This is a genomic window from Sphingopyxis sp. (assembly GCF_035998905.1).
Classification (GTDB): Bacteria; Pseudomonadota; Alphaproteobacteria; order Sphingomonadales; family Sphingomonadaceae; genus Sphingopyxis.
On sequence record NZ_DASYHG010000015.1, the window covers coordinates 93,201 to 115,000 of the forward strand.

At 63.5% G+C, this 21,800-nt stretch carries 23 protein-coding genes, 1 tRNA gene and 2 rRNA genes (1 of these 26 only partly in view); 11 read left to right on the top strand and 15 right to left on the bottom strand.

Annotation, left to right across the window (positions count from 1 at the left end):
• Positions 1-31 precede the first annotated feature (31 nt).
• A complete protein-coding gene (locus VGN62_RS05885; RefSeq protein ID WP_327451785.1) occupies positions 32-799 on the top strand; it encodes a sulfite exporter TauE/SafE family protein in 768 nt (255 codons plus the stop codon).
• Positions 800-826: 27 nt separating this feature from the next.
• On the opposite strand, the gene VGN62_RS05890 is transcribed toward VGN62_RS05885, so the two are convergent.
• Complete coding sequence (locus tag VGN62_RS05890) at positions 827-1,378, bottom strand: hypothetical protein (protein WP_327451787.1); 552 nt, start codon at positions 1,376-1,378, stop codon at positions 827-829.
• Between the two features lie 190 nt (positions 1,379-1,568).
• Between VGN62_RS05890 and VGN62_RS05895 the strand changes: the two genes are divergently transcribed.
• Positions 1,569-2,705, top strand: a complete 1,137-nt coding sequence (locus VGN62_RS05895; protein ID WP_327451789.1) for a beta-ketoacyl-ACP synthase III — start codon at positions 1,569-1,571, stop codon at positions 2,703-2,705.
• A gap of 87 nt (positions 2,706-2,792) precedes the next feature.
• Here the strand turns inward: VGN62_RS05895 and VGN62_RS05900 are convergent, their stop codons facing one another.
• From VGN62_RS05900 to hisB, 6 genes are read right to left on the bottom strand one after another with little or no spacing between them, the layout of a single operon-like run.
• Positions 2,793-3,875 carry an ionic transporter y4hA gene (locus tag VGN62_RS05900; RefSeq protein ID WP_327451791.1) on the bottom strand — a complete coding sequence of 361 codons (1,083 nt, stop codon included), beginning with the start codon at positions 3,873-3,875 and terminating at the stop codon, positions 2,793-2,795.
• Positions 3,876-3,914: 39 nt separating this feature from the next.
• Positions 3,915-4,412, bottom strand: coding sequence for a hypothetical protein (locus VGN62_RS05905; RefSeq protein WP_327451793.1), 498 nt, complete (start codon positions 4,410-4,412; stop codon positions 3,915-3,917).
• Positions 4,412-5,179 carry an imidazole glycerol phosphate synthase subunit HisF gene (gene hisF, locus VGN62_RS05910; RefSeq protein ID WP_327451795.1) on the bottom strand — a complete coding sequence of 256 codons (768 nt, stop codon included), beginning with the start codon at positions 5,177-5,179 and terminating at the stop codon, positions 4,412-4,414. The genes VGN62_RS05905 and hisF overlap by 1 nt, the downstream gene beginning before the upstream one ends.
• Positions 5,176-5,910, bottom strand: coding sequence for a 1-(5-phosphoribosyl)-5-[(5-phosphoribosylamino)methylideneamino]imidazole-4-carboxamide isomerase (gene hisA, locus VGN62_RS05915; RefSeq protein ID WP_327451797.1), 735 nt, complete (start codon positions 5,908-5,910; stop codon positions 5,176-5,178). Before hisA ends, hisF begins: the two co-directional genes overlap by 4 nt.
• Positions 5,898-6,506, bottom strand: a complete 609-nt coding sequence (gene hisH, locus VGN62_RS05920; protein ID WP_327451799.1) for an imidazole glycerol phosphate synthase subunit HisH — start codon at positions 6,504-6,506, stop codon at positions 5,898-5,900. Before hisH ends, hisA begins: the two co-directional genes overlap by 13 nt.
• A 9-nt stretch (positions 6,507-6,515) precedes the next feature.
• A complete protein-coding gene (gene hisB / locus VGN62_RS05925; protein ID WP_093510333.1) occupies positions 6,516-7,103 on the bottom strand; it encodes an imidazoleglycerol-phosphate dehydratase HisB in 588 nt (195 codons plus the stop codon).
• Positions 7,104-7,189: 86 nt separating this feature from the next.
• Here hisB and VGN62_RS05930 point away from each other — a divergent pair, with 86 nt between their 5' ends.
• From VGN62_RS05930 to VGN62_RS05950, 5 genes are read left to right on the top strand one after another with little or no spacing between them, the layout of a single operon-like run.
• Positions 7,190-7,672, top strand: coding sequence for an SspB family protein (locus VGN62_RS05930; protein ID WP_327452291.1), 483 nt, complete (start codon positions 7,190-7,192; stop codon positions 7,670-7,672).
• A gap of 4 nt (positions 7,673-7,676) precedes the next feature.
• Positions 7,677-7,991, top strand: a complete 315-nt coding sequence (locus tag VGN62_RS05935; RefSeq protein ID WP_327451804.1) for a hypothetical protein — start codon at positions 7,677-7,679, stop codon at positions 7,989-7,991.
• Positions 7,988-9,382: a class II fumarate hydratase gene (gene fumC / locus VGN62_RS05940; protein WP_327451806.1), complete on the top strand. Its 1,395-nt coding sequence runs from the start codon at positions 7,988-7,990 to the stop codon at positions 9,380-9,382. Before VGN62_RS05935 ends, fumC begins: the two co-directional genes overlap by 4 nt.
• A gap of 50 nt (positions 9,383-9,432) precedes the next feature.
• Positions 9,433-9,801, top strand: a complete 369-nt coding sequence (locus tag VGN62_RS05945; RefSeq protein WP_327451808.1) for a hypothetical protein — start codon at positions 9,433-9,435, stop codon at positions 9,799-9,801.
• 54 nt (positions 9,802-9,855) lie between these two features.
• Positions 9,856-10,248: a hypothetical protein gene (locus VGN62_RS05950; RefSeq protein WP_327451810.1), complete on the top strand. Its 393-nt coding sequence runs from the start codon at positions 9,856-9,858 to the stop codon at positions 10,246-10,248.
• Between the two features lie 7 nt (positions 10,249-10,255).
• Here VGN62_RS05950 and VGN62_RS05955 read toward each other — a convergent pair whose 3' ends face one another.
• Positions 10,256-10,819 (bottom strand): DUF2585 domain-containing protein, encoded by a 564-nt coding sequence (locus VGN62_RS05955; RefSeq protein WP_327451812.1) that lies wholly within the window; start codon positions 10,817-10,819, stop codon positions 10,256-10,258.
• 44 nt (positions 10,820-10,863) lie between these two features.
• Here VGN62_RS05955 and gmk point away from each other — a divergent pair, with 44 nt between their 5' ends.
• On the top strand, positions 10,864-11,526 hold the full coding sequence (gene gmk / locus VGN62_RS05960; protein WP_327451814.1) for a guanylate kinase: 663 nt from the start codon (positions 10,864-10,866) through the stop codon (positions 11,524-11,526).
• On the opposite strand, the gene VGN62_RS05965 is transcribed toward gmk, so the two are convergent.
• The 4 genes from VGN62_RS05965 to VGN62_RS05980 all read right to left on the bottom strand — a co-directional run bounded on the left by VGN62_RS05965 (position 11,523) and on the right by VGN62_RS05980 (position 15,208).
• Positions 11,523-11,960 carry an acyl-CoA thioesterase gene (locus tag VGN62_RS05965; RefSeq protein ID WP_327451816.1) on the bottom strand — a complete coding sequence of 146 codons (438 nt, stop codon included), beginning with the start codon at positions 11,958-11,960 and terminating at the stop codon, positions 11,523-11,525. The two genes, gmk and VGN62_RS05965, sit on opposite strands and share 4 nt — an antisense overlap.
• Position 11,961: 1 nt before the next feature.
• Positions 11,962-12,744 (bottom strand): SDR family NAD(P)-dependent oxidoreductase, encoded by a 783-nt coding sequence (locus VGN62_RS05970; RefSeq protein ID WP_327451818.1) that lies wholly within the window; start codon positions 12,742-12,744, stop codon positions 11,962-11,964.
• A 108-nt stretch (positions 12,745-12,852) separates the two neighbouring features.
• Entirely contained in the window at positions 12,853-14,022 is a 1,170-nt protein-coding gene (locus VGN62_RS05975; RefSeq protein WP_327451819.1) for an acetyl-CoA C-acetyltransferase, read from the bottom strand.
• Between the two features lie 31 nt (positions 14,023-14,053).
• Positions 14,054-15,208 (bottom strand): acyl-CoA dehydrogenase family protein, encoded by a 1,155-nt coding sequence (locus VGN62_RS05980; RefSeq protein WP_327451820.1) that lies wholly within the window; start codon positions 15,206-15,208, stop codon positions 14,054-14,056.
• Between the two features lie 231 nt (positions 15,209-15,439).
• Here VGN62_RS05980 and VGN62_RS05985 point away from each other — a divergent pair, with 231 nt between their 5' ends.
• From VGN62_RS05985 to VGN62_RS05995, 3 genes are all read left to right on the top strand, one after another.
• Positions 15,440-16,309 carry an SMP-30/gluconolactonase/LRE family protein gene (locus tag VGN62_RS05985; protein WP_327451821.1) on the top strand — a complete coding sequence of 290 codons (870 nt, stop codon included), beginning with the start codon at positions 15,440-15,442 and terminating at the stop codon, positions 16,307-16,309.
• An 86-nt stretch (positions 16,310-16,395) separates the two neighbouring features.
• Positions 16,396-18,594, top strand: coding sequence for a M3 family metallopeptidase (locus VGN62_RS05990; protein ID WP_327451822.1), 2,199 nt, complete (start codon positions 16,396-16,398; stop codon positions 18,592-18,594).
• 159 nt (positions 18,595-18,753) lie between these two features.
• Complete coding sequence (locus VGN62_RS05995; RefSeq protein WP_327451823.1) at positions 18,754-19,569, top strand: hypothetical protein; 816 nt, start codon at positions 18,754-18,756, stop codon at positions 19,567-19,569.
• A gap of 75 nt (positions 19,570-19,644) precedes the next feature.
• On the opposite strand, the gene VGN62_RS06000 is transcribed toward VGN62_RS05995, so the two are convergent.
• The 3 genes from VGN62_RS06000 to VGN62_RS06010 form a co-directional block, all read right to left on the bottom strand.
• Positions 19,645-19,721: transfer RNA gene (locus tag VGN62_RS06000), tRNA-Met, on the bottom strand.
• 111 nt (positions 19,722-19,832) lie between these two features.
• Positions 19,833-19,947 (bottom strand): 5S ribosomal RNA (rrf, locus tag VGN62_RS06005).
• A 117-nt stretch (positions 19,948-20,064) separates the two neighbouring features.
• Positions 20,065-21,800: ribosomal RNA gene (locus tag VGN62_RS06010) — 23S ribosomal RNA — on the bottom strand (it continues 1,057 nt past the right edge of the window).

A 21,800-nucleotide genomic window follows, 5' to 3' on the forward strand; every position in this document is an offset into this window, starting at 1 on the left:
AGGTTGTCAATCAAAAGGGTTGGGATGAATTATGATCGATTTTGCGGCTATCGACTTTGCGTCCCTGCTGCCCTTCATCGTCATCGGTTTCGCCGCGCAGCTGGTCGACGGCGCGCTCGGAATGGCGTTCGGCGTCATCTGTAACACGCTGCTTGTCGCGGTGCTCGGCGTTCCGCCGGCGACCGCATCGGCGCGCATCCACGTCGTCGAAGTCTTCACCACCGCGGCATCGGGGCTCAGCCACCTGTTCCACGGCAACATCGACTGGCCGCTCTTCTTCCGGCTGCTCATCCCCGGCGTGATAGGCGGCGTCCTTGGCGCCACCGTCCTCGCGTCGCTTCACGCCGAAGCCGTAAAACCCTTCGTCCTCGGCTATCTGGTGCTGATTGGCGTCTGGCTGCTCGTGCGCGGGCTCCTTTACCCGCCGAAGATCCGCAAGCCGACCGTCATCGCACCGCTCGGGCTGGTCGGCGGCTTCCTCGACGCCGCGGGCGGCGGCGGCTGGGGCCCGGTCGTCACCTCGAACCTGCTCGTCCAGGGCGGCGAACCGCGCAAGGTCGTCGGCACCGTCAACAGCGTCGAATTTTTCCTGGCGGTCGCGGTTTCGGCAACCTTCATCTGGCATCTCGGCCTCGACGATGTGCTCGGCCCGACGCTCGGCCTGATCATCGGCGGCGTCGCAGCGGCCCCGCTCGGCGCGATGATGGCGAAGCGCTTCTCACCGAAGCTGATGCTCGTCATGGTCGGGATCGTGCTGATCGCCACCAGCGCCTTCGGCCTCTACCGCGCGCTGACCTGAATCGTTTCCGGCTGGTGCCGGAAGCGCTCAATTCGCCGGCCGGGTCTCGTCGATCTTGTCGACCCATTCGGGATAAAAGCTCGGCTCGCGCGCCGACCAGCCCGGCGCGGTCGCAGCGGCTTCGCTGATCGACTGGAGCAGCACGCGGCGCTTGTCGGGATGCAGGTGCGGGAGCGACGCCGCAGCGCAGAAAGCGCCGGGCAGCCAAGGCCGCGCATGGGCTCCAAGCAGCCGTTCGTAAAGGAAGCGATAGGGTGCGAAGGCGTGCAACCGGTCCTGCCCGAGGTCGAAGGCCGACACCGCGATCAGCGGCGCCATGAAATGTTCGAGCGCGTCAAGGCCGCTGTCGTCGGGGATATGTGCGCGCACGTCGATGAGCCGCTGGTAGACGCGCGCCTGGACGCGGATCGCGGTTTCCTCGACCATGTCGCGCGACCAGCGCGCAATCGCATCGTCGCGCTCGAGCCCGATGTCGAGCGAGCGGCGGATATAGCGCTGCGTCGCCGCAGGGAAGCTCGCGAATTCCTTGATTTCCGATATCGACAGGTCGCCTGCTGCCGGTCCCGAACGCGTCGCCATGGTCATGCTCCCGCACGGCGCCCGGGGAGCCATCCCCCCGGAGGCCTGCATCAAACAGTCTGCCACCAAAATGGTTAGTGGCGGGTTAACCATATTGTCGGTGATCGTTCAGCCAGCGCGAGGGCGTTGCGCGATGCCGCGGCGAGGCCTAATCAGCGTGTCTTGAATCGATAAGACACATGAGAGCCTTATGTCGCACACACCGCAGCCGGTCATTTCCGCAACCGGCCTCTTCACCCCCGTCGAACGCATCTCCAACGAAGAACTTGTCGCCAGTTTTAATGAATATGTTGCGCTGCACAATATGGAAAATGCCGCGGCGATCGCGGCAGGCGAAATAGCCGAACTGACTGAATCGAGTGTCGAATTCATCGAAAAGGCAAGCGGGATCGGATCGCGCTTTGTTGTCGACAAGGCAGGCATCCTCGACCCGCGCCACATGGCGCCGCGGATCGCCGAACGCGGGAACGACGAACTGTCGATCCTCGCCGAAATCGGTGTCGCAGCGGCGAAGGATGCGCTCGCGCGCGCCGGCCGCGATGCGGCGGATGTCGATGCCGTGCTCTGCGCCGCGTCGAACATGCAGCGCCCCTACCCGGCGATGGCGGTCGAGATCCAGGACGCGCTCGGTATCGACGGCTTCGGTTTCGACATGAACGTCGCCTGCTCGTCGGCGACCTTCGGCATCCAGACCGCCGCCGACTATATCCGGGCGGGCCATGCGAAAAGCGTGCTCGTCGTGAACCCGGAAATCTGTTCGGGCCACCTTAACTGGCGCGACCGCGACAGCCATTTCATCTTCGGCGACGTCGCGACCGCGATCCTCGTCGAGGACAAGGCCATCGCGCCCGCAGGCCATTGGGATATTCTCGGCACCAAGCTCAAGACGCAGTTCAGCAACAACATCCGGAACAACTTTGGTTTCCTCAACCGCGGCCACGGCGGGATCGACCAGTCGGGACCGAAGAGCGACAAGCTCTTCGTCCAGGAGGGCCGCAAGGTGTTCAAGGAAGTCGTGCCGTGGGTGGCGAACCTGATCGTCGAGCAGATGGAGTTGCTGGGGCTCGAAGGCGGCGACATGCGCCGGCTGTGGCTGCACCAGGCGAACACCAACATGAACCGCCTGATCGCACAGCGCGTGCTCGGCCATGAAGCGAGCGAGGACGAAAGCCCGACGGTGCTCGACACCTATGGCAATACGTCGAGCGCGGGGTCGATCATCGCCTTTCACCTCAACCATGAGGATATGACGGCGGGCGACACCGGCCTCATCTGCTCGTTCGGCGCGGGCTATTCGGCGGGGACGGTGTTCGTTCGCAAGACGTGAGATTTTAGTCGTCGCCCCCGCGGAAGCAGGGACGCCGGAAGCCTTGCGCCATACCGGCTGCGGCCCCTGCTTTCGCAGGGGCGACGCTCAGGGCACAAACGTCGTGAACAGGTAGATCGCGAACAGCATCAGGTGGATCACCCCCTGCAGCACCGTCGTGCGCCCGTTCGCGAGCGTCTGCACCGACACGATCAGCGACAGGAAGAGCAGCACGGTCGACTTGGCGTCGAGCCCGAGGCTGATCGGCAGGTCGGTCATGATCGACAGGATCGCGACCGCCGGAATGGTGAGGCCGATGGTGGCGAGCGCCGACCCGAGCGCGAGGTTGAGGCTGGTCTGGAGCCGGTCGGCCTTCGCCGCGCGCACGGCTGCCAGCCCTTCGGGCGCGAGGATCAGCGCCGCGATCAGCACGCCGAGAACGGCGGGCGGCGCGCCCCAGTCGGCGAGCAGCGCGCCCATGATCGGCGACAGGCTTTTCGCCAGCAGGACGACCGCGACGAGGCTTGCAAGCAGCAGCGCGCCCGAAATCGCCGTGCGCTGGGCGCTCGGCGGTGCCGCGTGCGCGTCAGGTTCGTCCTGCGCGTCGCCTTCGGGAAGGAAATAGTCGCGGTGCCGCACCGTCTGCACCAACGCAAAGGTCGCGTAGAGGATCAGCGACACGACCGCGACAAAACCGAGCTGCGTCGCCGAATAGAAGGGCCCCGGGATGCTCGACGTGAAATTGGGAAGGACCAGCGTCACGACCGTGAGCACGGTCAGCGTCGCGAGCGCGGCGCCGATCCCGGTACGCTGGAATCGTTGCTCATGGTGCCGGATCGCCCCGCTGAGCAAGCATAACCCCATCAAGAGGTTCAGGATCACCATCACCGCCGCGAACACCGTGTCGCGCGCGAGCGACTGCGCCTTTTCGGGTTCGGCCTGCATCAGCGTGAGGATCAGCCCGACCTCGATCACCGTCACCGCGAGCGCGAGGATCAGCGTGCCGAACGGTTCGCCGACGCGGTGCGCGATGACTTCGGCATGGTGGACCGCCGCGACGACCGCGCCGGCGAGGATGAACGCCACCAGCCAGGCATTGAGCGGCATCGCAAGGCTCGCCATCGCGGCGAGAAAGCCGAGGATCGGAAAGAGGTCGTTGGTGCGGTCGGCGAGGCGAAGTTTTGAGGTCATGAGCTTCTATTGCAGCCCGCTTTCCGCATGACTACCCCTTCATCGTCCGCAGGACGGATCGCGATAAAAATCGACTGCCCGGGCATCGGGGTTACCGAGCATCGTGAAGCCATTGGCCTTTTCTATATCGATGACGGTATAGCGTGCCTCCGGCGCAAAGCGGCGAAGGGTGAGATTGGGAATCCAGCGCGAGTCCTTGAGAGTCGTGATCTGAAAAACAGGAACCTCGACGTCGGCCTCGACGGTTATCGTCATCTCCGGAACAATGGTGAGGCCGACCTTTTCGCGCGTTACGGCGAAAGCGATCGACCTTTCCCCGCCCGGCAGCAGCCGGAGCCGGTCGCCGTCGATTACGACGCCCAGTCCCAATTGCGACGTGTAGCAACCATCGAGAGAGGCGGTGTTCAAACGCTCGGGCTTCTTTTGTCCGCTATTCATAACGGCCCAGCCGAACAGCAAGAGGGCCGCGATAGGAATCAGAACTCCACGGCCGAGCTTTTCGCGTCGAACCATTCTGTCGAGTTCGGCATTCGACATTAACTAGACAGTCGAACGGGCAATCCCGCTGCAGCGAGCCGCGCATGGGCTTCAGCGATCGTCGCCTCGCCGAAATGGAAGATGCTTGCCGCCAGCACCGCGCTCGCGCCGCCTTCGATCACCCCGGCGACGAGGTGGTCGAGATTGCCGACGCCGCCCGATGCGATGACCGGAACGCTGACCGCGTCGGCAATCGCGCGCGTAAGGGTCAGGTCATAACCGTCCTTCGTACCGTCGCGGTCCATGCTGGTGACGAGCAATTCGCCCGCACCGAGTTCGGCGAGGCGGACCGCATGGTCGAGCGCATCGATCCCGGTCGGCTTGCGGCCGCCATGCGTGAAGATTTCCCAGCGGTCGTCCGTCACGCGGCGCGCGTCGATGCTGCCGACCGCGCACTGACTGCCGAAACGATCGGCGATGTCGGCGACGAGTTCAGGGCGCGCGACCGCGGCACTGTTCACCGCGACCTTGTCGGCGCCCGCGAGCAGCAACGCGCGCGCATCGTCGGCGCTGCGCACCCCGCCGCCGACGGTGAGCGGCATGAAGCAGACTTCGGCGGTGCGGGCGACCATGTCGAGCAGGGTGCCGCGCCCCTGGTGGCTTGCCGAAATATCGAGAAAGCAAAGCTCGTCGGCGCCTGCGGCGTCATAGGCGCGCGCCGCCTCGACCGGATCGCCAGCGTCGCGCAGGTCAACAAAATTGACCCCCTTCACGACGCGGCCGTCGGCGACGTCGAGGCAGGGGATGACGCGGACGCGGACGGTCACGCCGCCCCCGCCGCTATGGCTTCGGCCAGATCGAGCCTGCCGTCGTAAAGAGCGCGGCCGGTGATCACACCCTCGATGCCGTTCGCGACATGCGGCCGGAGCGCATGGATGTCGCCGATATCCGCAACGCCGCCGCTGGCGATCACCGGAATGGCGACCGACCGCGCGAGCGCGACCGTCGCTTCGACATTGCAGCCCTTGAGCAGCCCGTCGCGACCGACATCGGTGAACAGCAGCGCCGCGACCCCGGCATCCTCGAAGCGGCGCGCGAGATCCTCGACGCGCACGTCGGAAACGTCTGCCCAGCCCTCGGTCGCAACCATGCCGTCGCGCGCGTCGACGCCGACGACAATCCGTCCGGGCAGGTCGCGCGCCGCCGATTTGACGAATTCAGGGTCCTTCAGCGCCGCGGTGCCGATGATCACCCGGTCGACGCCGAGTGCCAGCCAGCGATCGACGCCCGCGCGGTCGCGGATACCGCCGCCGACCTGAACCTTGCCCGGGAAAGCCGCGACAATGCTCTCGACCGCCGCGCCATTGACGCTTTCGCCCGCAAAGGCGCCGTCGAGGTCGACGACGTGCAGGTGCGAGTCGCCCGCGTCGGCGAAGAGACGCGCCTGCGCCGCCGGGTCATCGCCATAAACGGTCGCACGCGCCATATCGCCCTCGGCGAGCCGCACCACCTGTCCGCCCTTGAGGTCGATCGCGGGGAAGATGGTCAGGGGCGCCAATGGAGAAACCTTTCGAGCGTCGCGAGGCCATAGGCCTGGCTTTTTTCGGGGTGATATTGGACGCCGACGATATTGTCCTTCGCCACCGCAGCGGTGAAGGTCGCGCCATGGCTGCTGGTCGCGGCGACATCGACCGCGTCGGCGAAATGATAGCCGTGGAGATAATAAGCCTCGCCCGCGGCGATCACCGGATGCGCGAAGGCGGGCACGACATCGTTCCAGCCCATATGCGGGATGCGCAGGCCGGGCGCCGGGTCGAACGCGCGCACCGTGCCCGAAATCCAGCCGAGCCCTTCGTGCCGCCCATGCTCCTCGCCCGCGTCGGCGAGCAATTGCATGCCGACGCAGATGCCGAGGAAGGGCGCACCTTCGCCGCGCACGCGCTGCTCCATCGCCTCGACCAGCCCGTCGATGGCCGACAGGCCATTCATGCACGCGGCAAACGCCCCGACGCCAGGAAGCACGATACGGTCGGCTTGTCCCACGACATCGGGATCGGCGGTAACGGCGACATTGTCCGCGCCCGCCGCGACGAGCGCATTATGCACCGAGCGAAGATTGCCCGCGCCATAGTCGATCAGGGCAATAACGCTCATGACTGGCCTCTAGAGAACGCCCTTGGTCGAGGGGATGGCGTCGCCCTTGCGCGGGTCGATCTCGACCGCCTGCCGCAGCGCGCGCGCAAGCGCCTTATACATGCTCTCGGCGATGTGGTGGTTGTTCTCGCCGTACAGCATCTCGATGTGCAGCGTGATGCCGGCGGTCTGCGCGAAGCTGTGGAACCAGTGCGGGAACATCTCGGTGTCCATCTCGCCGAGCCGGGGCTGCGAGAAGGAAGATTTATAGACGCAGTGCGGGCGTCCCGAAATGTCGAGCACGCAGCGCGTCAGCGTTTCGTCCATCGGCGCATGCGCCTCGCCGTACCGCGCGATGCCGCGCTTGTCGCCGAGCGCCTTCGCCACCGCTTCGCCGAGCGCGAGCGCGCTGTCCTCGACCGTGTGGTGCTGGTCGATATGAAGGTCGCCCTTCACCTGCATCGAAATGTCGATCAGCGAGTGGCGCGACAATTGTTCGACCATATGGTCGAGGAAACCGATGCCGGTGGAGACCGAATAATCGCCCGTTCCGTCGAGATTGACGGCGATCGCGATATCCGTTTCCTTGGTCGTGCGCTGGACAGTGGCGGTTCGCATGGCGCACGCCTTAGAGCCTGATTTTCACGTTGCAAGGCGATTCTCCCCCCTTGACCGGCGTGCGGCACGCGTTCATCCCGTCGCGCATGAGTGACGATGTCCGCGACAGCCTGATTCCCTATGACGAAATCGTGCAGGACGCCCTGCGCGCCGTGGTCGGCCGCGTGCTGAGCCAGATCGAAGGCTATGACAGCCTGCCCGGCGAACATCATTTCTATATCACCTTCAAGACGCAGGCTCCCGGAGTCGATATCCCCGCGCATCTGATCGCCAAATTCCCCGACGAAATGACGATCGTGCTGCAGAACCGCTTCTGGGACCTCAGCGTCGCCGACGATCATTTCAGCGTCGGCCTGTCGTTCAACCAGACGCCGTCGATGCTGACGATTCCCTATGCCGCGATCACCGCCTTCGTCGACCCGTCGGTCGATTTCGGCCTGCAGTTCCAGGTCAGCGACGATGACGCGGCACAGCCCGAACCGCATGACGAGGCCGACAACGACCGCCCCGACGTGACCAGCGAGGACGGATCGAACGTCGTCACGGTGGACTTCGGCAAGAAGCGCTGACGCCATGGGCGGCCCCATCTGGCCCCCCAGCCGTTTCTGGCAATATTGGGCCCTCGCGGGCATGCTCGTGCTCACCGCCGCCTTCTGGTGGGGGGTCGAAGGCTATGCCCTCGCGCAAAGCGCCACTCCGCGCGGACAGATTGCCGACGGGCTGTTGCGCTTCAGCGTGCTGATCCTGACCCCGGCGCTCGTTATCGTGTGGCTCGCCGCGGCATGGCTGCGCCGCCGCGTCGGAGAAGGCGGGTTTTGGCAGCTGCTCGGCCTCGTCGCGATGATCTGGGCCGGGTCGGTGCTGGTGACAAGGATGCTGGTGGTATGAGTATGCGGGTCGAAAGCGACAGTATCGGCGAGATCGAGGTCGCCGCCGACGCCTATTGGGGCGCGCAGACCGAACGCAGCCGCCACAATTTCGCTTTCCCGGCGCATGAGCGGATGCCGATCCCGATCGTCCATGCACTTGCGCGGATCAAGGGTGCGGCGGCGCGCGTCAACCGCGCGCATGGCCTCGACGGCCGCCTCGCCGATGCGATTGCCGGCGCCGCAGAAGCGGTCGTCGCCGGCCGCCACGACGACCAGTTCCCGCTCGCGATCTGGCAGACGGGAAGCGGCACCCAGTCGAACATGAACGCCAACGAGGTGATCGCGGGGCTCGCCAACGAGGCGCTCGCGGGAACACGCGGCGGCAAGTCGCCGGTGCACCCCAACGACCATGTCAACATGGGCCAGTCGTCGAACGACAGCTTCCCGACCGCGCTGCACGTCGCGGTTGCGGTCGAGACGACCGCGCGGCTGCTGCCGTCGCTCACGACCCTCACTGACGCGCTCGCCGCCAAGGCCGCAGCGTGGGACGATATTGTCAAGATCGGACGCACCCATTTGCAGGATGCGACCCCGCTGACGCTCGGACAGGAATTTTCGGGCTATGTCCAGCAACTCGCCGCGTGCCGTGCGCGGATCGAGGGCGCGCTGGCGGACGATATCTGCAAGCTCGCGCAGGGCGGCACCGCTGTCGGTACCGGGCTCAACGCCCCCGCGGGTTTCGACGCCGCGATCGCGGCCGAGCTGTCGAAGAGCACAGGCATCGCCTTCGAACCCGCGCCGAACAAATTCGAGGCGCTCGCCTCGAACGACGGCCTCGTCTTCTTTTCGGGCGCGCTCAATACGCTTGCCGTAGCGCTGACCAAGATCGCGAACGATATCCGCCTGCTCGGCTCGGGCCCGCGCGCGGGACTCGGCGAGCTCGACCTGCCCGCGAACGAGCCGGGCAGCTCGATCATGCCGGGCAAGGTCAATCCGACACAGTGCGAGATGCTGACGATGGTCGCCGCGCAGGTGATCGGCAATCATCAGGCAGTGACCGTCGGGGGCCTTCAGGGTCACCTCGAACTCAACGTCTTCAAGCCGCTGATCGGATCGAACGTGCTGCGCTCGATCGAGTTGCTTGCCATCGGCATGGCGGGTTTCACCGAGCATTGCGTCGTCGGCATCGAGCCCAATCTCGACCGCATCGACGAGCTGATGAAACGTTCGCTGATGCTGGTGACTGCTCTCGCGCCCGAAATCGGGTACGACAAGGCGGCGAAGATCGCGAAGCATGCGCACGAAACCGGCAGCACGCTGAAGGAAGCCGCGCTCGATCTCGGCTATGTCGATGCCGCGACCTTCGACCGGGTGGTCGACCCGCGCACGATGCTGGGGCCCGAGAGCTGAACGGAACCCGCGGGGCCTTCCGGGGATTGATAGAGGGAAGGAGAGAGAAGATGATCGGTCGGATCGTAGGCGGCGTTCTCGGCAGCGCCATCGGGCGCACGAAGGGCAATCATCCGGTTGCGGGCGCCGTCATCGGCGCCGGCACGCTCTTTGCAGCGCGGCGGCTGTTCCCGCAACGCTACGCGGTGCTCGCGGCGACGGTCGCGGCGGGCTACCTCACCAAGAAATGGGCCGAACGCGCCGAGGCCCGCAAGGCCGCCGCGGAGGCACATGCGCTCGATCCCGCGCTGGTGAATGCCGGCGTCGTCGACAGCTATGCCGGAACCGCCGGCGTGCCGCCCGACGGGCAGACGATGGGCGACGCCCTGCCGCCCGCAATCCCGCTCGACGCGAACGGACGAAGCGGCGCGCTGCACTGATGTCGCTTTCGCCGGATTAACCCGATTCTCACCCTGACCCGCTATCACCGGGTCATGACCTTCAACCCGCCCGGCTTTCGCACCGTCATGCTGCTCGCGTTCGGCTTCGGGCTGAAGTCGTTGAGCAATGTCCTCGAACGCGCGGGCGACCTCGCTGGCGATCCGGGCGTCCGCCTCTTCAACCATCTGGCGGCGCTCGTCGTGCTCATCGCGGCGGCGGCTTGCTTCATCTGGGCGCTGAAGCTGATGTTCTTCGACAAGCCGGGCGGACCAGGCAAAACGAAGGCGGCGCCCGACCCGCCGCCCGGATATGTCGACATCTATCCCGACGAGACGGATTTCGATCCCGACGCCGCGCTCGCCCGCTATATGACCAATCGTACGGGCGCCGACACGGGCGATCTGCCCGCCGCGAAACCCGGGAGCTTCGGGCGCAAGGGCCTGTAGGCGTTTCTCAACTGCCCGCTTGCCACTCCTTGATCGCCTCGACCGGCGATACCAGCATCAGCACATTGAGCGTCAGATTGTCGCGGATCGTCCACAAGGTGAACAGCTCGAACGCGATCGCGATCGCGACGGTTACCCACCAGCGCATTCTGCTCGCGGCGAGAAAGCCGAGCGTCATGAACAGCGCGTCGCTCACCGAATTGAGGATCGAATCGCCCGAATAGCCATAAGCCATCGTCACCTCGCGATAACGGTCGATGATGACGGGCGAATTTTCGAGTATCTCCCACGCGGCCTCGACGCCGATCGCCAACGCGAGCGCGATCCACAGCGGCTGGCGCGGAAGCAGCCAGCGCGACAGGCCGAAGAAAATGAAGCCGTGGATGATATGGCTGAAGCTGTACCAGTCGGAAACCTGCTGGCTGTTCTGGTTCGACTGCACCACGCCGTGCCACAGGCTGACGGTACCGCAGGGGCAGATCGGCGGGCGCCCCATCGCGAAGAGAACAGCAGCGAAGACCGCGAGCAATCCCGCGGCGACCAGCCAGCCCGTACGTGAAATTCCCGTCATCCGAGCCCCCTTGACCGCCGCCTCTCGTCAGGCGAATAGCGCCCATGGCTGAAAGCGTCCACCTGAACCGCCGCGGCGTGTTGTTCGTCCTCTCCTCGCCCTCGGGCGCGGGCAAGACCACCATCTCGAGGATGATGCTCGAGGCCGACAAGGATATCGCACTCTCGATCTCCGCAACGACGCGCCCGCCGCGTCCCGGCGAAATCGACGGGGTCCATTATCATTTCGTCGACACCGAAACCTTCAAGAAGATGGCGGCCGACGGCGAGTTCCTCGAATGGGCGCATGTCTTCGGGCACCGCTATGGCACGCCGCGCGCGCCGGTCGAGGAACTGCTCGCCGCAGGCAAGGATGTGCTCTTCGACATCGACTGGCAGGGCGCGCAGCAACTCTATCAGGAAGCGGGGCCCGACGTCGTGCGCGTCTTCGTGTTGCCGCCAACGATGGAGGAACTCGAACGGCGCCTGCGCAGCCGTAACACCGACAGCGACGAGGTGATCGCCGCGCGGATGGAGCGCGCCGCGAACGAGATCAGCCACTGGGACGGCTATGATTATGTGCTGATCAACGACCATGTCGAAGGCTGTTTCGACGAAGTTCGCGCGATCCTGCGCGCCGAGCGGCTCAAGCGCCGCCGCCAGATCGGCCTGATCGGCTTCGCGCGCGACCTGATCCGCTCGGTCCCCGACGCCGACAAGAATCTCTAGGCTGGCTTTACCAAATTAGCTTCGAGCTCCGCGACCATCTCGGCGCGGAGCGGTTTCGCCTGTCCGTCGGTGCGGCACACGACCACCGTATCGCAGGTGGCGATCGCGCGACCATTCTGGAACATCGCCTGCACGATCGTCCAGCTCGAGGTGCCGAGCCGGCCGATGCCGGTCGCAATCTGCACGGGGTCGGGAAAATTACCCTCGGCGAGATAGTTGATCTCGACCGCGGCGACCATCGTGCGCTCGTTCGACGGACGCTCGTCGAGCGGACGAACCTGCCGGTTCAGCAGCACGCGGCCGCTCTCGAACAAGGCGGCAAAGGCCACATTGTTGAGGTGGCCGTTGATGTCCATGTCCTGAAAACGCGTCTGCAATTCGATGCAGACAGGGTAGCTGGCGGCATCGAGCCGCCAGCTTTCCGGTTTCGGCATGTCAGCGCGGCGCCATGCGGATGCCGCCGTCGAGGCGGACGTCCTCGCCGTTGAAATAGCCATTCTCGATCATGCACATCGCGAGATTGGCATATTCGACGGGGTTGCCGAGGCGCTTCGGGTTGAGCACCGAGGCGCCGAGCGCATCGCGGACATTCTGCGGCGCGCCCGCGAGCAGCGGGGTGTCGAAAATGCCCGGCAGGATCGTGTTGACGCGGATATTCTCGTTACCGAGATCGCGCGCGATGGGGAGCGTCATGCCGACGACGCCGCCCTTCGACGCCGAATAAGCCGCCTGGCCGATCTGGCCGTCCTCGGCCGCAACGCTCGCGGTGTTGACGATCGCACCGCGCTCGCCGTCTTCCATCGGGTCAAGCGTCATCATGCCTGCCGCCGACTTCGCAATGCAGCGGAAGGTGCCGACGAGATTGATCTGGATGATCCAATTGAACGCATCGAGCGGGAAATGCTTGATGCTGCCGTCTTCCTTCGAGCGGCTCGCGGTCTTGATCGCGTTTCCGGTGCCCGCGCAATTGACGAGAATACGTTCCTGACCGATGGCCGCGCGCGATTTTTCAAAGGCCGCATCGACCGAGGCGTCGTCGGTGACGTTGCACTCGCAGAAAACGCCGCCGAGTTCGGCCGCAAGCGCGGTGCCCTTTTCTTCCTGCAGGTCGAAGATCGCGACCTTGACGCCCTTCGCAGCGAGCGCGCGCGCAGTGGCGGCACCGAGGCCGGAGGCGCCGCCGGTGACGACGGCGGATACGGTGGAATCGAGTTTCATTTATTGTCCTCTCTAATGTTCGTCATCCCAGCGAAAACCGGGATCGCAGGCGACGAAGCGCCCAGTTGGATAGCGGCCCCAGCTTTCGCCGGGGCGATGCCGGATTGACTACAGCCGCTCGATGATCGTGACGTTGGCCTGACCGCCGCCTTCGCACATCGTCTGCAGGCCGTATTTGCCGCCGGTCGCGTCGAGCACACCGAGCAGCGTCGCCATCAGCTTGGTGCCCGAAGCGCCGAGCGGGTGACCAAGCGCGATCGCGCCGCCATGCTGGTTGATCCGCGCGGGATCGGCGCCGAGATATTTGAGCCAGGCGAGCGGCACGGGCGCAAAGGCTTCATTGACTTCATAAGCATCGATGTCGCCGATCTTCATGCCCGCCTTTTTAAGCGCGCGTTCGGTCGCGAACAGCGGTTCTTCGAGCATGATCACCGGGTCGCCCGCGGTCACCGAAATATGGTGGATGCGCGCACGCGGGGTCAGATTATGATCCTTCAGCGCCTGTTCCGAAACAACAAGTGCTGCGGACGCGCCGTCGCAGATCTGGCTCGCCGACGCTGCGGTGATCGCGCCGCCTTCCTGGAGCAACTTCACGCCGGCAATGCCTTCGAGCGTCGCGTCGAAGCGGATGCCCTCGTCAACGAGGTGGATCTGCTTGCCTTCGGGCGTGTCGATTTCAACGCCGACGACTTCGCGCTTGAAGTGGCCGGCTTCGGTGGCGGCGGCCCCGCGGCGATGGCTTTCGAGCGCATAGGCGTCGAGGTCATCCTTGGTGAAGCCATGCTTCTTGACGATCATCTCGGCGCCCATGAACTGGCTGAACATGATGCCGGGATATTTTTCCTCGAGCCGCTCGGACTTATAATGGCCGAGCCCTTCTTTCATGAAGAGCGTCGCGACGGCGCCCATCGGCACGCGCGTCATGCTTTCGATCCCGCTGGCGAGCACGATGTCCTGCGTCCCCGACATCACCGCCTGCGCGGCGAACTGGATCGCCTGCTGCGACGAGCCGCATTGGCGGTCGATCGTCACCGCGGGGATCGAGTCGGGCAGGTTCGACGCAAGCACGGCGTTGCGGCCGAGGTCCATAGTCTGCTGCCCGCCCTGCGACACACAGCCGGTGATGACGTCGTCGATCGCCTTGGTATCGAAATCATTGCGGTCGGCAATCGCGTCGAACACCGCTGCGCCAAGGTCGACGGGGTGGACGCCCGCGAGCCGACCGCCGCGCTTGCCGCCCGCGGTGCGGACGGCGTCGACGATATAAGCAGTAGCCATGGGAATATTCCTTTCCTGCTGGTTCAAGCGATCAGAGCTTGCGCCCGATCAGTTCCTTCATGATCTCGTTCGTGCCGCCGAAGATGCGCGTCACGCGCGCGGCGCGCCAGGCACGGGCGATCGGATATTCGTTCATATAGCCCGAGCCGCCGAACAGCTGGAGGCACTTGTCCATGACTTCCCACTGGAGGTCGGTGTGCCACAGCTTGGCCGCGGCGCCCTCTTCGGGGGTCAGTTCCTTCTTCATGTGGCGCGCGAGCGCCCAGTCGAGATGCGCCCAGCCCACCTGCAACTTCGCCTTCAGATCGGCGAGCACGAAGCGGCTGTTCTGGAAATCGAGGATCGGCTTGCCGAACGCCTTGCGCTCGCGCGTATATTCGACCGTGTCGTCGAAGGCGCGCTGCGCCGATGCCTGTGCCGACACCGCGATCGACAGGCGCTCCTGCGGTAGCTCGCTCATCAGATAGATGAAACCTTGCCCCTCTTCGCCGAGGCAGTTGGTGATCGGGACGCGGACGTCGTTAAAGAAGAGCTCCGAGGTATCGGCTTCGTCCTGCCCGATCTTGTCGAGGTTGCGGCCACGCTCGAAACCTTCGCGGTCGGCTTCCACGAGGACGATCGACACGCCCTTCCACGCGGGCTCGACCTCGGTATCGGTCTTGACGCAGACGAGAATCAGGTCGGCGTTCTGACCGTTGGTGATGAAGGTCTTCGACCCGTTGATGACATAATGATTGCCATCCTTCTTCGCGGTCGTGCGCATCCCCTGCAGGTCGGAGCCGGTACCCGGTTCGGTCATCGCGATCGCGGTGATCGTCTCACCCGACACCATCCGGGGCAGCCAGTGCTTCTTCTGCTCTTCGCTGCCATATTTGACGATGTAGCTGGTGACGATGTCGGACTGGAGCGAGAAACCGGTGGTCGCGCGGCCGTAATAGGCGCTTTCCTCGTCGACGATCGCATTGTAGCCGAAGTCGAGGCCCAGCCCGCCATATTCCTCGGGCACCGTCGGACACAGCATGCCGAGTTCGCCAGCTTTGGGCCAGATCGACTTGGGGACGATCTTGTCCTCGGCCCATTGCGCGGCGTTCGGCGCGACTTCCTTTTCGAGGAACTGGCGCACGGTAGCACGGAACGCCTCATGATCGTCGGTGTAGGCGGAACGCGAGAGACTATCGAGCGACATGATGCTTCCTTTTTCCCAGGGGACGTCCGGCCGGTCTGTCGGAGCCGATACGCCATTGCCCCGCATCGAGGGATGCGGGCTTCGGCCCCAAATGACCTTACGTTTACGTCCACGTCAAGTAGAAATGCCGCTACGGCAGCAAAGAGGGTCGAAACGCGCGCCGGGCGGCGGCGCAACGAATAGGTTTGCAGCCGCTGGGCAGCTTCGGCGGCGCGCGCTAAGGTTTGGTGCATGGTCCAACTGCTTCTCGATGCCGGCGCCCTGCTCGGCGAATCGCCCTTCTGGCACGCCGCCGAAGCCCGTCTCTATTGGGTCGATATCGAGGGCCGCAAAATCCATCGCACCGATCCCGCGACGGGTACCGACGAGACGATGGACCTCGCCGAGCAGGTCGGCTGCATTGCGCCACGCGCGGGCGGCGGTCTCGTCGCGGCGCTCGAAAATGGCTGCGCGCTGATCGACGGCTGGGGCGCCGCGCCGCGCCCCTTCGGCCCGGCGGTGCTCGCCGACAAGCCCGAACAGCGCTTCAACGACGGCCGCGTCGATGCCGCGGGCCGCCTGTGGGTCGGCAGCCTGACGAGCGACAAGGCGAACCCCGCCGCGACGCTCTACCGCCTCGACCCCGACGGGTCGCTGACCGAGATTTTCGGGCAGCTGACGACGAGCAACGGCGCCGCGTTCAGCCCCGACGGCCGCACCTTTTACCACGCCGACACGCCGACCCACGCAATCCGCGCCTATGACGTCGACCCGGCCGCGGGCACGCTCAGCAATGGCCGCATCTTCCACCAGTTCGAATTCGGCAACGGCCGCCCCGACGGCGCCGCAGTCGATGCCGAAGGCTGTTACTGGTCGGCGCTGTGGGACGGCTGGCGCATCGTGCGCTTCTCGCCTGCGGGTGAATTGCTCCAGACCGTGGAGCTCCCCGTCCAGCGGCCGACGATGCTGGCGTTCGGCGGGGCCGACCTTCGGACCGCCTTCGTTACCAGCGCGGGCAAGAACCTCACCGACGAAGAGCGCAAGGCACAACCGCACGCGGGCGGCGTCTTCAGCTTCCGCGTCGATGTCCCCGGCCTGATCCAGCGGGATTTTGGCGCGTAGGCACCTTGCACCCCGCTGTCACATAAGGTTAAGACGGCTCCCGACATGGTTTCGTCCGAAACCTTATCCTCCGGGGAGATTAATCGATGTCGCGCGCCGCGCAGCCTTTTGCCCGTCATTTGTCGATCATGCTTGCATCCACGGCGATGATGGTGGGTTATAGCCAGATGACCACCGCAACCGCCGCCGAACCGACCGCCGCCGCCAAGCCCGCGGCCACCGCCCCCACGGTCGAAAACCCGATGACCGCGCCGTGGACCGGCCCCTATGAAGGGGTGCCGCCGTGGGACAAGATGGACCCCGAACTCTTCCCCGACGCCTTCACCAAGGGCATGGCCGAAGTGAAGGCGCAGGTGCAGGCGGTGATCGACAATCCCGCGGCGCCGACGTTCGAGAATACGCATGTCCCGATGCAACTCGCCGGCGACATGATGGACCGCGTCTATGCGCTGTGGGGCGTGCAGACCTCGAACAAGTCGAACGACCGCGTCGAGGACATCGACGCCGAGTGGAGCCCCAAGCTCACCACCTTCTACACCGAGCTGTTCCTCGAGCCGAAGCTCTTCGCGCGCTACAAGGCGGTGTACGACAAGCGCCATTCGAGCGGCCTCAACGCCCAGCAGATCCGCATCGTCGAGCGCAGCTATGACGAAATGGTCCGCGACGGCGCGAACCTGTCGCCCGCCGACAAGGCAAAGCTCGTCGCGATGAACTCGAAGCTCGAAGGCCTGTTCTCCGCCTTCTCGTCGAAACTGCTCGGCGACGAAAAGCTCTACACCTTCGTCACGGACAAGGCCGAGCTTGCAGGTCTCGAACCCGGCTTCATCGCCTCGCTCGCCGCCGCCGCCGAAGCCAATGGCAAGCCCGGCCAGTGGGCGATCAAGAACACCCGCTCGTCGGCGCAGCCGGTGATGCAGGGCGCGACCAACCGCGCGCTTCGCGAACGTGTCTACAAGGCGTTCGTCAGCCGCGGCGACAATGGCGACGCGAACGACACCAACGCGACGATCGTCGAGATATTGAAGCTGCGCCAGCAGCGCGCCGAACTGCTCGGCTTCGCGACGCACGCCAATTACCGCATGGCCGACACGATGGCGAAGACGCCAGAGGCAGCGATGGGCCTGATGATGAAGGTCTGGCCCGCCGCGGTCGCGCGCGTGAAGGAAGAGGTCGCCGACATGCAGGCGATCGCCGATACCGAAGCGAAGGCTGGCAAGGGTCCGAAGATCACCATCGAGCCTTGGGACTATCGCTTCTATGCCGAGAAGGTCCGCAAGGCGAAATATGATCTCGATGAAAGCGAGGTGAAGCCTTACCTCCAGCTCGACAAGCTGGTCGACGGCATGTTCTGGTCGGCGGGGCAGCTCTACGACCTCGGTTTCCGCGAGAATACCGGCACGATCCCCGTCTTCGACCCCAAGGTCCGGACCTTCGAGGTCTATAATCTCAAGACGAACGAGAATGTCGGGGTCTTCTATCTCGACAATTTCGCGCGCGACGGGAAGCGTTCGGGCGCATGGATGACGACCTATCGCAGCCAGCAGACACTCGGCGGCGAACGCAACGTCCTCGCGTCGAACAACAATAATTTCACCGAAGCCGCGAAGGGCGAGCCGACGCTGATCAGCCTCGACGACGCGACGACTTTGTTCCACGAATTCGGCCACGGCATCCATTACCTGCTGCAGCATATCTATTACCCGGCGCTCGCCGGGGTGCCGCGCGACTTCGTCGAATATCCGAGCCAGGTGAACGAGAATTGGCTGATGACCCCCGAAGTGCTGTCGAAATATGCGACGCACTACAAGACGGGGCAGCCGATGCCGCAGGCGCTCGTCGACAAGATCCTCGCCTCGGACAAGTTCAATCAGGGCTTTTCGACGGTCGAATATCTTTCGAGCGCCATCGTCGACATGAAGCTGCACGATCGCAAAACGCCGCCCGCCGACGTCGACAAGTTCGAGCGCGAAACGCTCGCCGCTATCGGCATGCCGAAGGAAATCGTCATGCGGCACCGCCTGCCGCAGTTCGGTCACCTGTTCAGCTCCGACGCCTATTCGGCGGGCTATTATAGCTACCTCTGGTCGGAAACGATGGACGCCGACACCTGGGCGGCCTTCACCGAAGCGGGCGGCCCGTGGGACCGCACCGTCGCCGACAAGTTCCGCACCATCCTGCTGATGACGGGTAACGAGACCGACCGCGCCGAAGCCTATCGCGCCTTCCGTGGCCGCGATCCCGACGTGAAGGCGCTGCTGAAAAAGCGCGGTTTTCCGACCGAATAGGCGAACGATACCGGGGAGGCAAAGGGGGCGTTTTCGCCCCCTTTGTTTTGGGAAACCGACGCCGGACTCGGCCGATAGCCGTTGCTTGGCGTTTGGCGGGAGCTCGCCTAGACAGGTATTTGTTCATACGAAAATCGGTTCGCGGGAGGGGATATACTGATGTTCGCTCTTGCTTTTGTCGCCGCAGCCTCAGCACTTCCACCACCGGATTTCGCGTCGGACAGCTTGCTTCGGGTCCAGGTGCTTGCGGAGAACGGGCTTCCCGGCGAACGCCCCGTCAAACCCGGCCGCCCCTTCTATGCACAGCAAATCACATTCGACGGATTGCTCGAATTTGCCGATCGCGAGCAGGAGAAGGAAGCGCGCCGCAAATATGACATGGATATGAGTGACAATTTCTCTTTGACCGAATGGATCGGCGTGTCGGCCAAGGATGGCAGTTTTCACCATAGAGGATGGCTGTACTGCGTGAGACGCTCGCGCTTTGGCGCCGAAAAATGCTTTCGGGATTTCGATGGGAACGGGACGTTCGATCAACTCACGGCACTGGACCCCGATCGGCCCGATCGCTTCCTCAAGTTCGATACGATCCCTGCCATTGCATATCGCTACATCCCCCGCGAACGAAAGCCGGCGAAAAGTGGCACCTACAGACTGCCCGAGGTCTATCTTTCCTACGATCTGGTCGGCGGAAAACTCGAGTTTCGCGTTCTCGCATACACGGGGCTTGCCTCCACGGTCGATTTTGGCCCGGTGGAGACCGTCGATCCCGGGAGCCTCCCGCGGACGATCAGTTTGGCCGGCGCACGCGTCAGGATAGCCAGCTGGGACGGAAAGCGCGCCACTCTCGCCGTTGAAACGCCGATGAGCACTTCGGCCGTCCGGTTTATCGCTCCCGACGAGGGCTTTGTCTTCGGAGGGAATCGAAAAGGGTGGCGCCTGAACTTTGTCGAGGCTCCCCTTCCGGCCCGATAGCCGGGCGCCTCGCCTGCTGTAGCTTCAGGACACAGCAAAAAGCCCGCCGTCCTATAGGGAAAGCGGGCTTTTTGATGGTTGCGGGAGTAGGATTTGAACCTACGACCTTCAGGTTATGAGCCTGACGAGCTACCGGGCTGCTCCATCCCGCGCCAACCAACGGCGATCGCCATAGGGACCGCCGAAACAGCAAAAGGCCGGCATCGCTGCCGGCCTCTAACTTTGTGAATGGGTTTCCGTTTCGACCTTACGTCGGCTGCAATGCCTGGCGACGTCCTACTCTTCCAACGCTTAAGCGGTAGTACCATCGGCGCTGTCAGGTTTCACGGCCGAGTTCGAGATGGGATCGGGTGGGTCACTGACGCCATGGTCACCAAGCAATGAAGCCGGCGTAGGGTCAAAAAGGGTTTCAATCGATGTCCGTGCAATATTTGTCTGATCAATCATCCACTATCGTGGACAAACCGGTCAGGCTTGTCGTTGATGGCGGGACTCTTAAGTGCGAATAGAGCAATTAGTATCGGTTAGCTCCACGCGTTACCGCGCTTCTACATCCGATCTATCAACGTGGTGGTCTTCCACGGCTCTAAGAAATCTTATCTTGAGGGAGGCTTCCCGCTTAGATGCTTTCAGCGGTTATCCCGTCCATACATAGCTACCCTGCTGCGCGGCTGGCGCCACGACAGGTACACCAGAGGTATGTTCAACCCGGTCCTCTCGTACTAGGGTCAACTCCTCTCAAATTTCGACGCCCACGGCAGATAGGGACCAAACTGTCTCACGACGTTCTGAACCCAGCTCACGTACCACTTTAATTGGCGAACAGCCAAACCCTTGGGACCTGCTCCAGCCCCAGGATGTGATGAGCCGACATCGAGGTGCCAAACGATTCCGTCGATATGAGCTCTTGGGAATCATCAGCCTGTTATCCCCGGCGTACCTTTTATCCGTTGAGCGATGGCCCTTCCACTCGGGACCACCGGATCACTATGACCGACTTTCGTCTCTGCTCGACTCGTCAGTCTCGCAGTCAGGCAGGCTTATGCCATTGCACTCTAACAGACGGTTTCCAACCGTCCTGAGCCTACCATCGCGCGCCTCCGTTACTCTTTAGGAGGCGACCGCCCCAGTCAAACTACCCGCCACAGAGGGTCCCTGATCCAGTTTCATGGATCGAGGTTAGACATCAGAAAACAACAGGGTGGTATTTCACCTATGGCTCCACACCGGCTGGCGCCAGTGCTTCAAAGCCTCCCACCTATGCTACACAGTTCTTTCCTAATGCCACTCTGAAGCTGCAGTAAAGGTGCACGGGGTCTTTCCGTCTAACCGCGGGTACTCCGCATCTTCACGGAGAATTCAATTTCGCTGAGCATCTCCTGGAGACAGTGGGGAAGTCGTTACGCCATTCGTGCAGGTCGGAACTTACCCGACAAGGAATTTCGCTACCTTAGGACCGTTATAGTTACGGCCGCCGTTTACCTGGGCTTCATTTCGGAGCTTGCACCCCTCCACTTAACCTTCAGGCACCGGGCAGGCGTCAGGCCCTATACGTCGTCTTGAAGCCGACTTAGCAGAGCCCTGTGTTTTTGCTAAACAGTCGCTACCCCCTGGCCTGTGCCCCCCACAAATGGTTGCCCAAATGTGGGGCCTCCTTCTTCCGAAGGTACGGAGGCAATTTGCCGAGTTCCTTCAGGAGACTTCTCTCAAGCGCCTTGGTATACTCTACCATCCCACCTGTGTCGGTTTAGGGTACGGTCTATAATGGAGGGGCTATTTCCTGGAACCTCTTCAAAGCCTGACCAATCCAATAAGGTCAGACAATTTACGAGATCCGTCACACACCTCCAGGCCCACGAATATTAACGTGGTTCCCATCGACTACCCCCTTCGGGCTCGTCTTAGGGGCCGGCTTACCCTGCTCAGATTAGCTTTAAGCAGGAACCCTTGGGATTTCGGCGAGAGGGCATCTCACCCTCTTTATCGCTACTCATGTCAGCATTCGCACTTCCGATACCTCCACGACCCATTACCAGATCGCTTCATCAGCCTACGGAACGCTCCGCTACCGCGTGTAGTAAACTACACACCCTAAGCTTCGGTGCATCACTTTAGCCCCGTTACATTTTCGCCGCAGGAACCCTTATTTAGACCAGTGAGCTGTTACGCTTTCTTTAAAGGATGGCTGCTTCTAAGCCAACCTCCTGGTTGTTTTGGGATTCCCACATGCT

Coding starts and splice junctions, on each gene's coding strand:
- VGN62_RS05885 (WP_327451785.1), top strand. CDS start 32: ATGATCGATTTTGCGGCTATCGACTTTGCGTCCCTGCTGCCCTTCATC.
- VGN62_RS05890 (WP_327451787.1), bottom strand. CDS start 1,378: ATGGCGACGCGTTCGGGACCGGCAGCAGGCGACCTGTCGATATCGGAA.
- VGN62_RS05895 (WP_327451789.1), top strand. CDS start 1,569: ATGTCGCACACACCGCAGCCGGTCATTTCCGCAACCGGCCTCTTCACC.
- VGN62_RS05900 (WP_327451791.1), bottom strand. CDS start 3,875: ATGACCTCAAAACTTCGCCTCGCCGACCGCACCAACGACCTCTTTCCG.
- VGN62_RS05905 (WP_327451793.1), bottom strand. CDS start 4,412: ATGTCGAATGCCGAACTCGACAGAATGGTTCGACGCGAAAAGCTCGGC.
- hisH (WP_327451799.1), bottom strand. CDS start 6,506: ATGAGCGTTATTGCCCTGATCGACTATGGCGCGGGCAATCTTCGCTCG.
- hisB (WP_093510333.1), bottom strand. CDS start 7,103: ATGCGAACCGCCACTGTCCAGCGCACGACCAAGGAAACGGATATCGCG.
- VGN62_RS05930 (WP_327452291.1), top strand. CDS start 7,190: ATGAGTGACGATGTCCGCGACAGCCTGATTCCCTATGACGAAATCGTG.
- VGN62_RS05935 (WP_327451804.1), top strand. CDS start 7,677: ATGGGCGGCCCCATCTGGCCCCCCAGCCGTTTCTGGCAATATTGGGCC.
- fumC (WP_327451806.1), top strand. CDS start 7,988: ATGAGTATGCGGGTCGAAAGCGACAGTATCGGCGAGATCGAGGTCGCC.
- VGN62_RS05945 (WP_327451808.1), top strand. CDS start 9,433: ATGATCGGTCGGATCGTAGGCGGCGTTCTCGGCAGCGCCATCGGGCGC.
- VGN62_RS05950 (WP_327451810.1), top strand. CDS start 9,856: ATGACCTTCAACCCGCCCGGCTTTCGCACCGTCATGCTGCTCGCGTTC.
- VGN62_RS05955 (WP_327451812.1), bottom strand. CDS start 10,819: ATGACGGGAATTTCACGTACGGGCTGGCTGGTCGCCGCGGGATTGCTC.
- gmk (WP_327451814.1), top strand. CDS start 10,864: ATGGCTGAAAGCGTCCACCTGAACCGCCGCGGCGTGTTGTTCGTCCTC.
- VGN62_RS05965 (WP_327451816.1), bottom strand. CDS start 11,960: ATGCCGAAACCGGAAAGCTGGCGGCTCGATGCCGCCAGCTACCCTGTC.
- VGN62_RS05970 (WP_327451818.1), bottom strand. CDS start 12,744: ATGAAACTCGATTCCACCGTATCCGCCGTCGTCACCGGCGGCGCCTCC.
- VGN62_RS05975 (WP_327451819.1), bottom strand. CDS start 14,022: ATGGCTACTGCTTATATCGTCGACGCCGTCCGCACCGCGGGCGGCAAG.
- VGN62_RS05980 (WP_327451820.1), bottom strand. CDS start 15,208: ATGTCGCTCGATAGTCTCTCGCGTTCCGCCTACACCGACGATCATGAG.
- VGN62_RS05985 (WP_327451821.1), top strand. CDS start 15,440: ATGGTCCAACTGCTTCTCGATGCCGGCGCCCTGCTCGGCGAATCGCCC.
- VGN62_RS05990 (WP_327451822.1), top strand. CDS start 16,396: ATGTCGCGCGCCGCGCAGCCTTTTGCCCGTCATTTGTCGATCATGCTT.
- VGN62_RS05995 (WP_327451823.1), top strand. CDS start 18,754: ATGTTCGCTCTTGCTTTTGTCGCCGCAGCCTCAGCACTTCCACCACCG.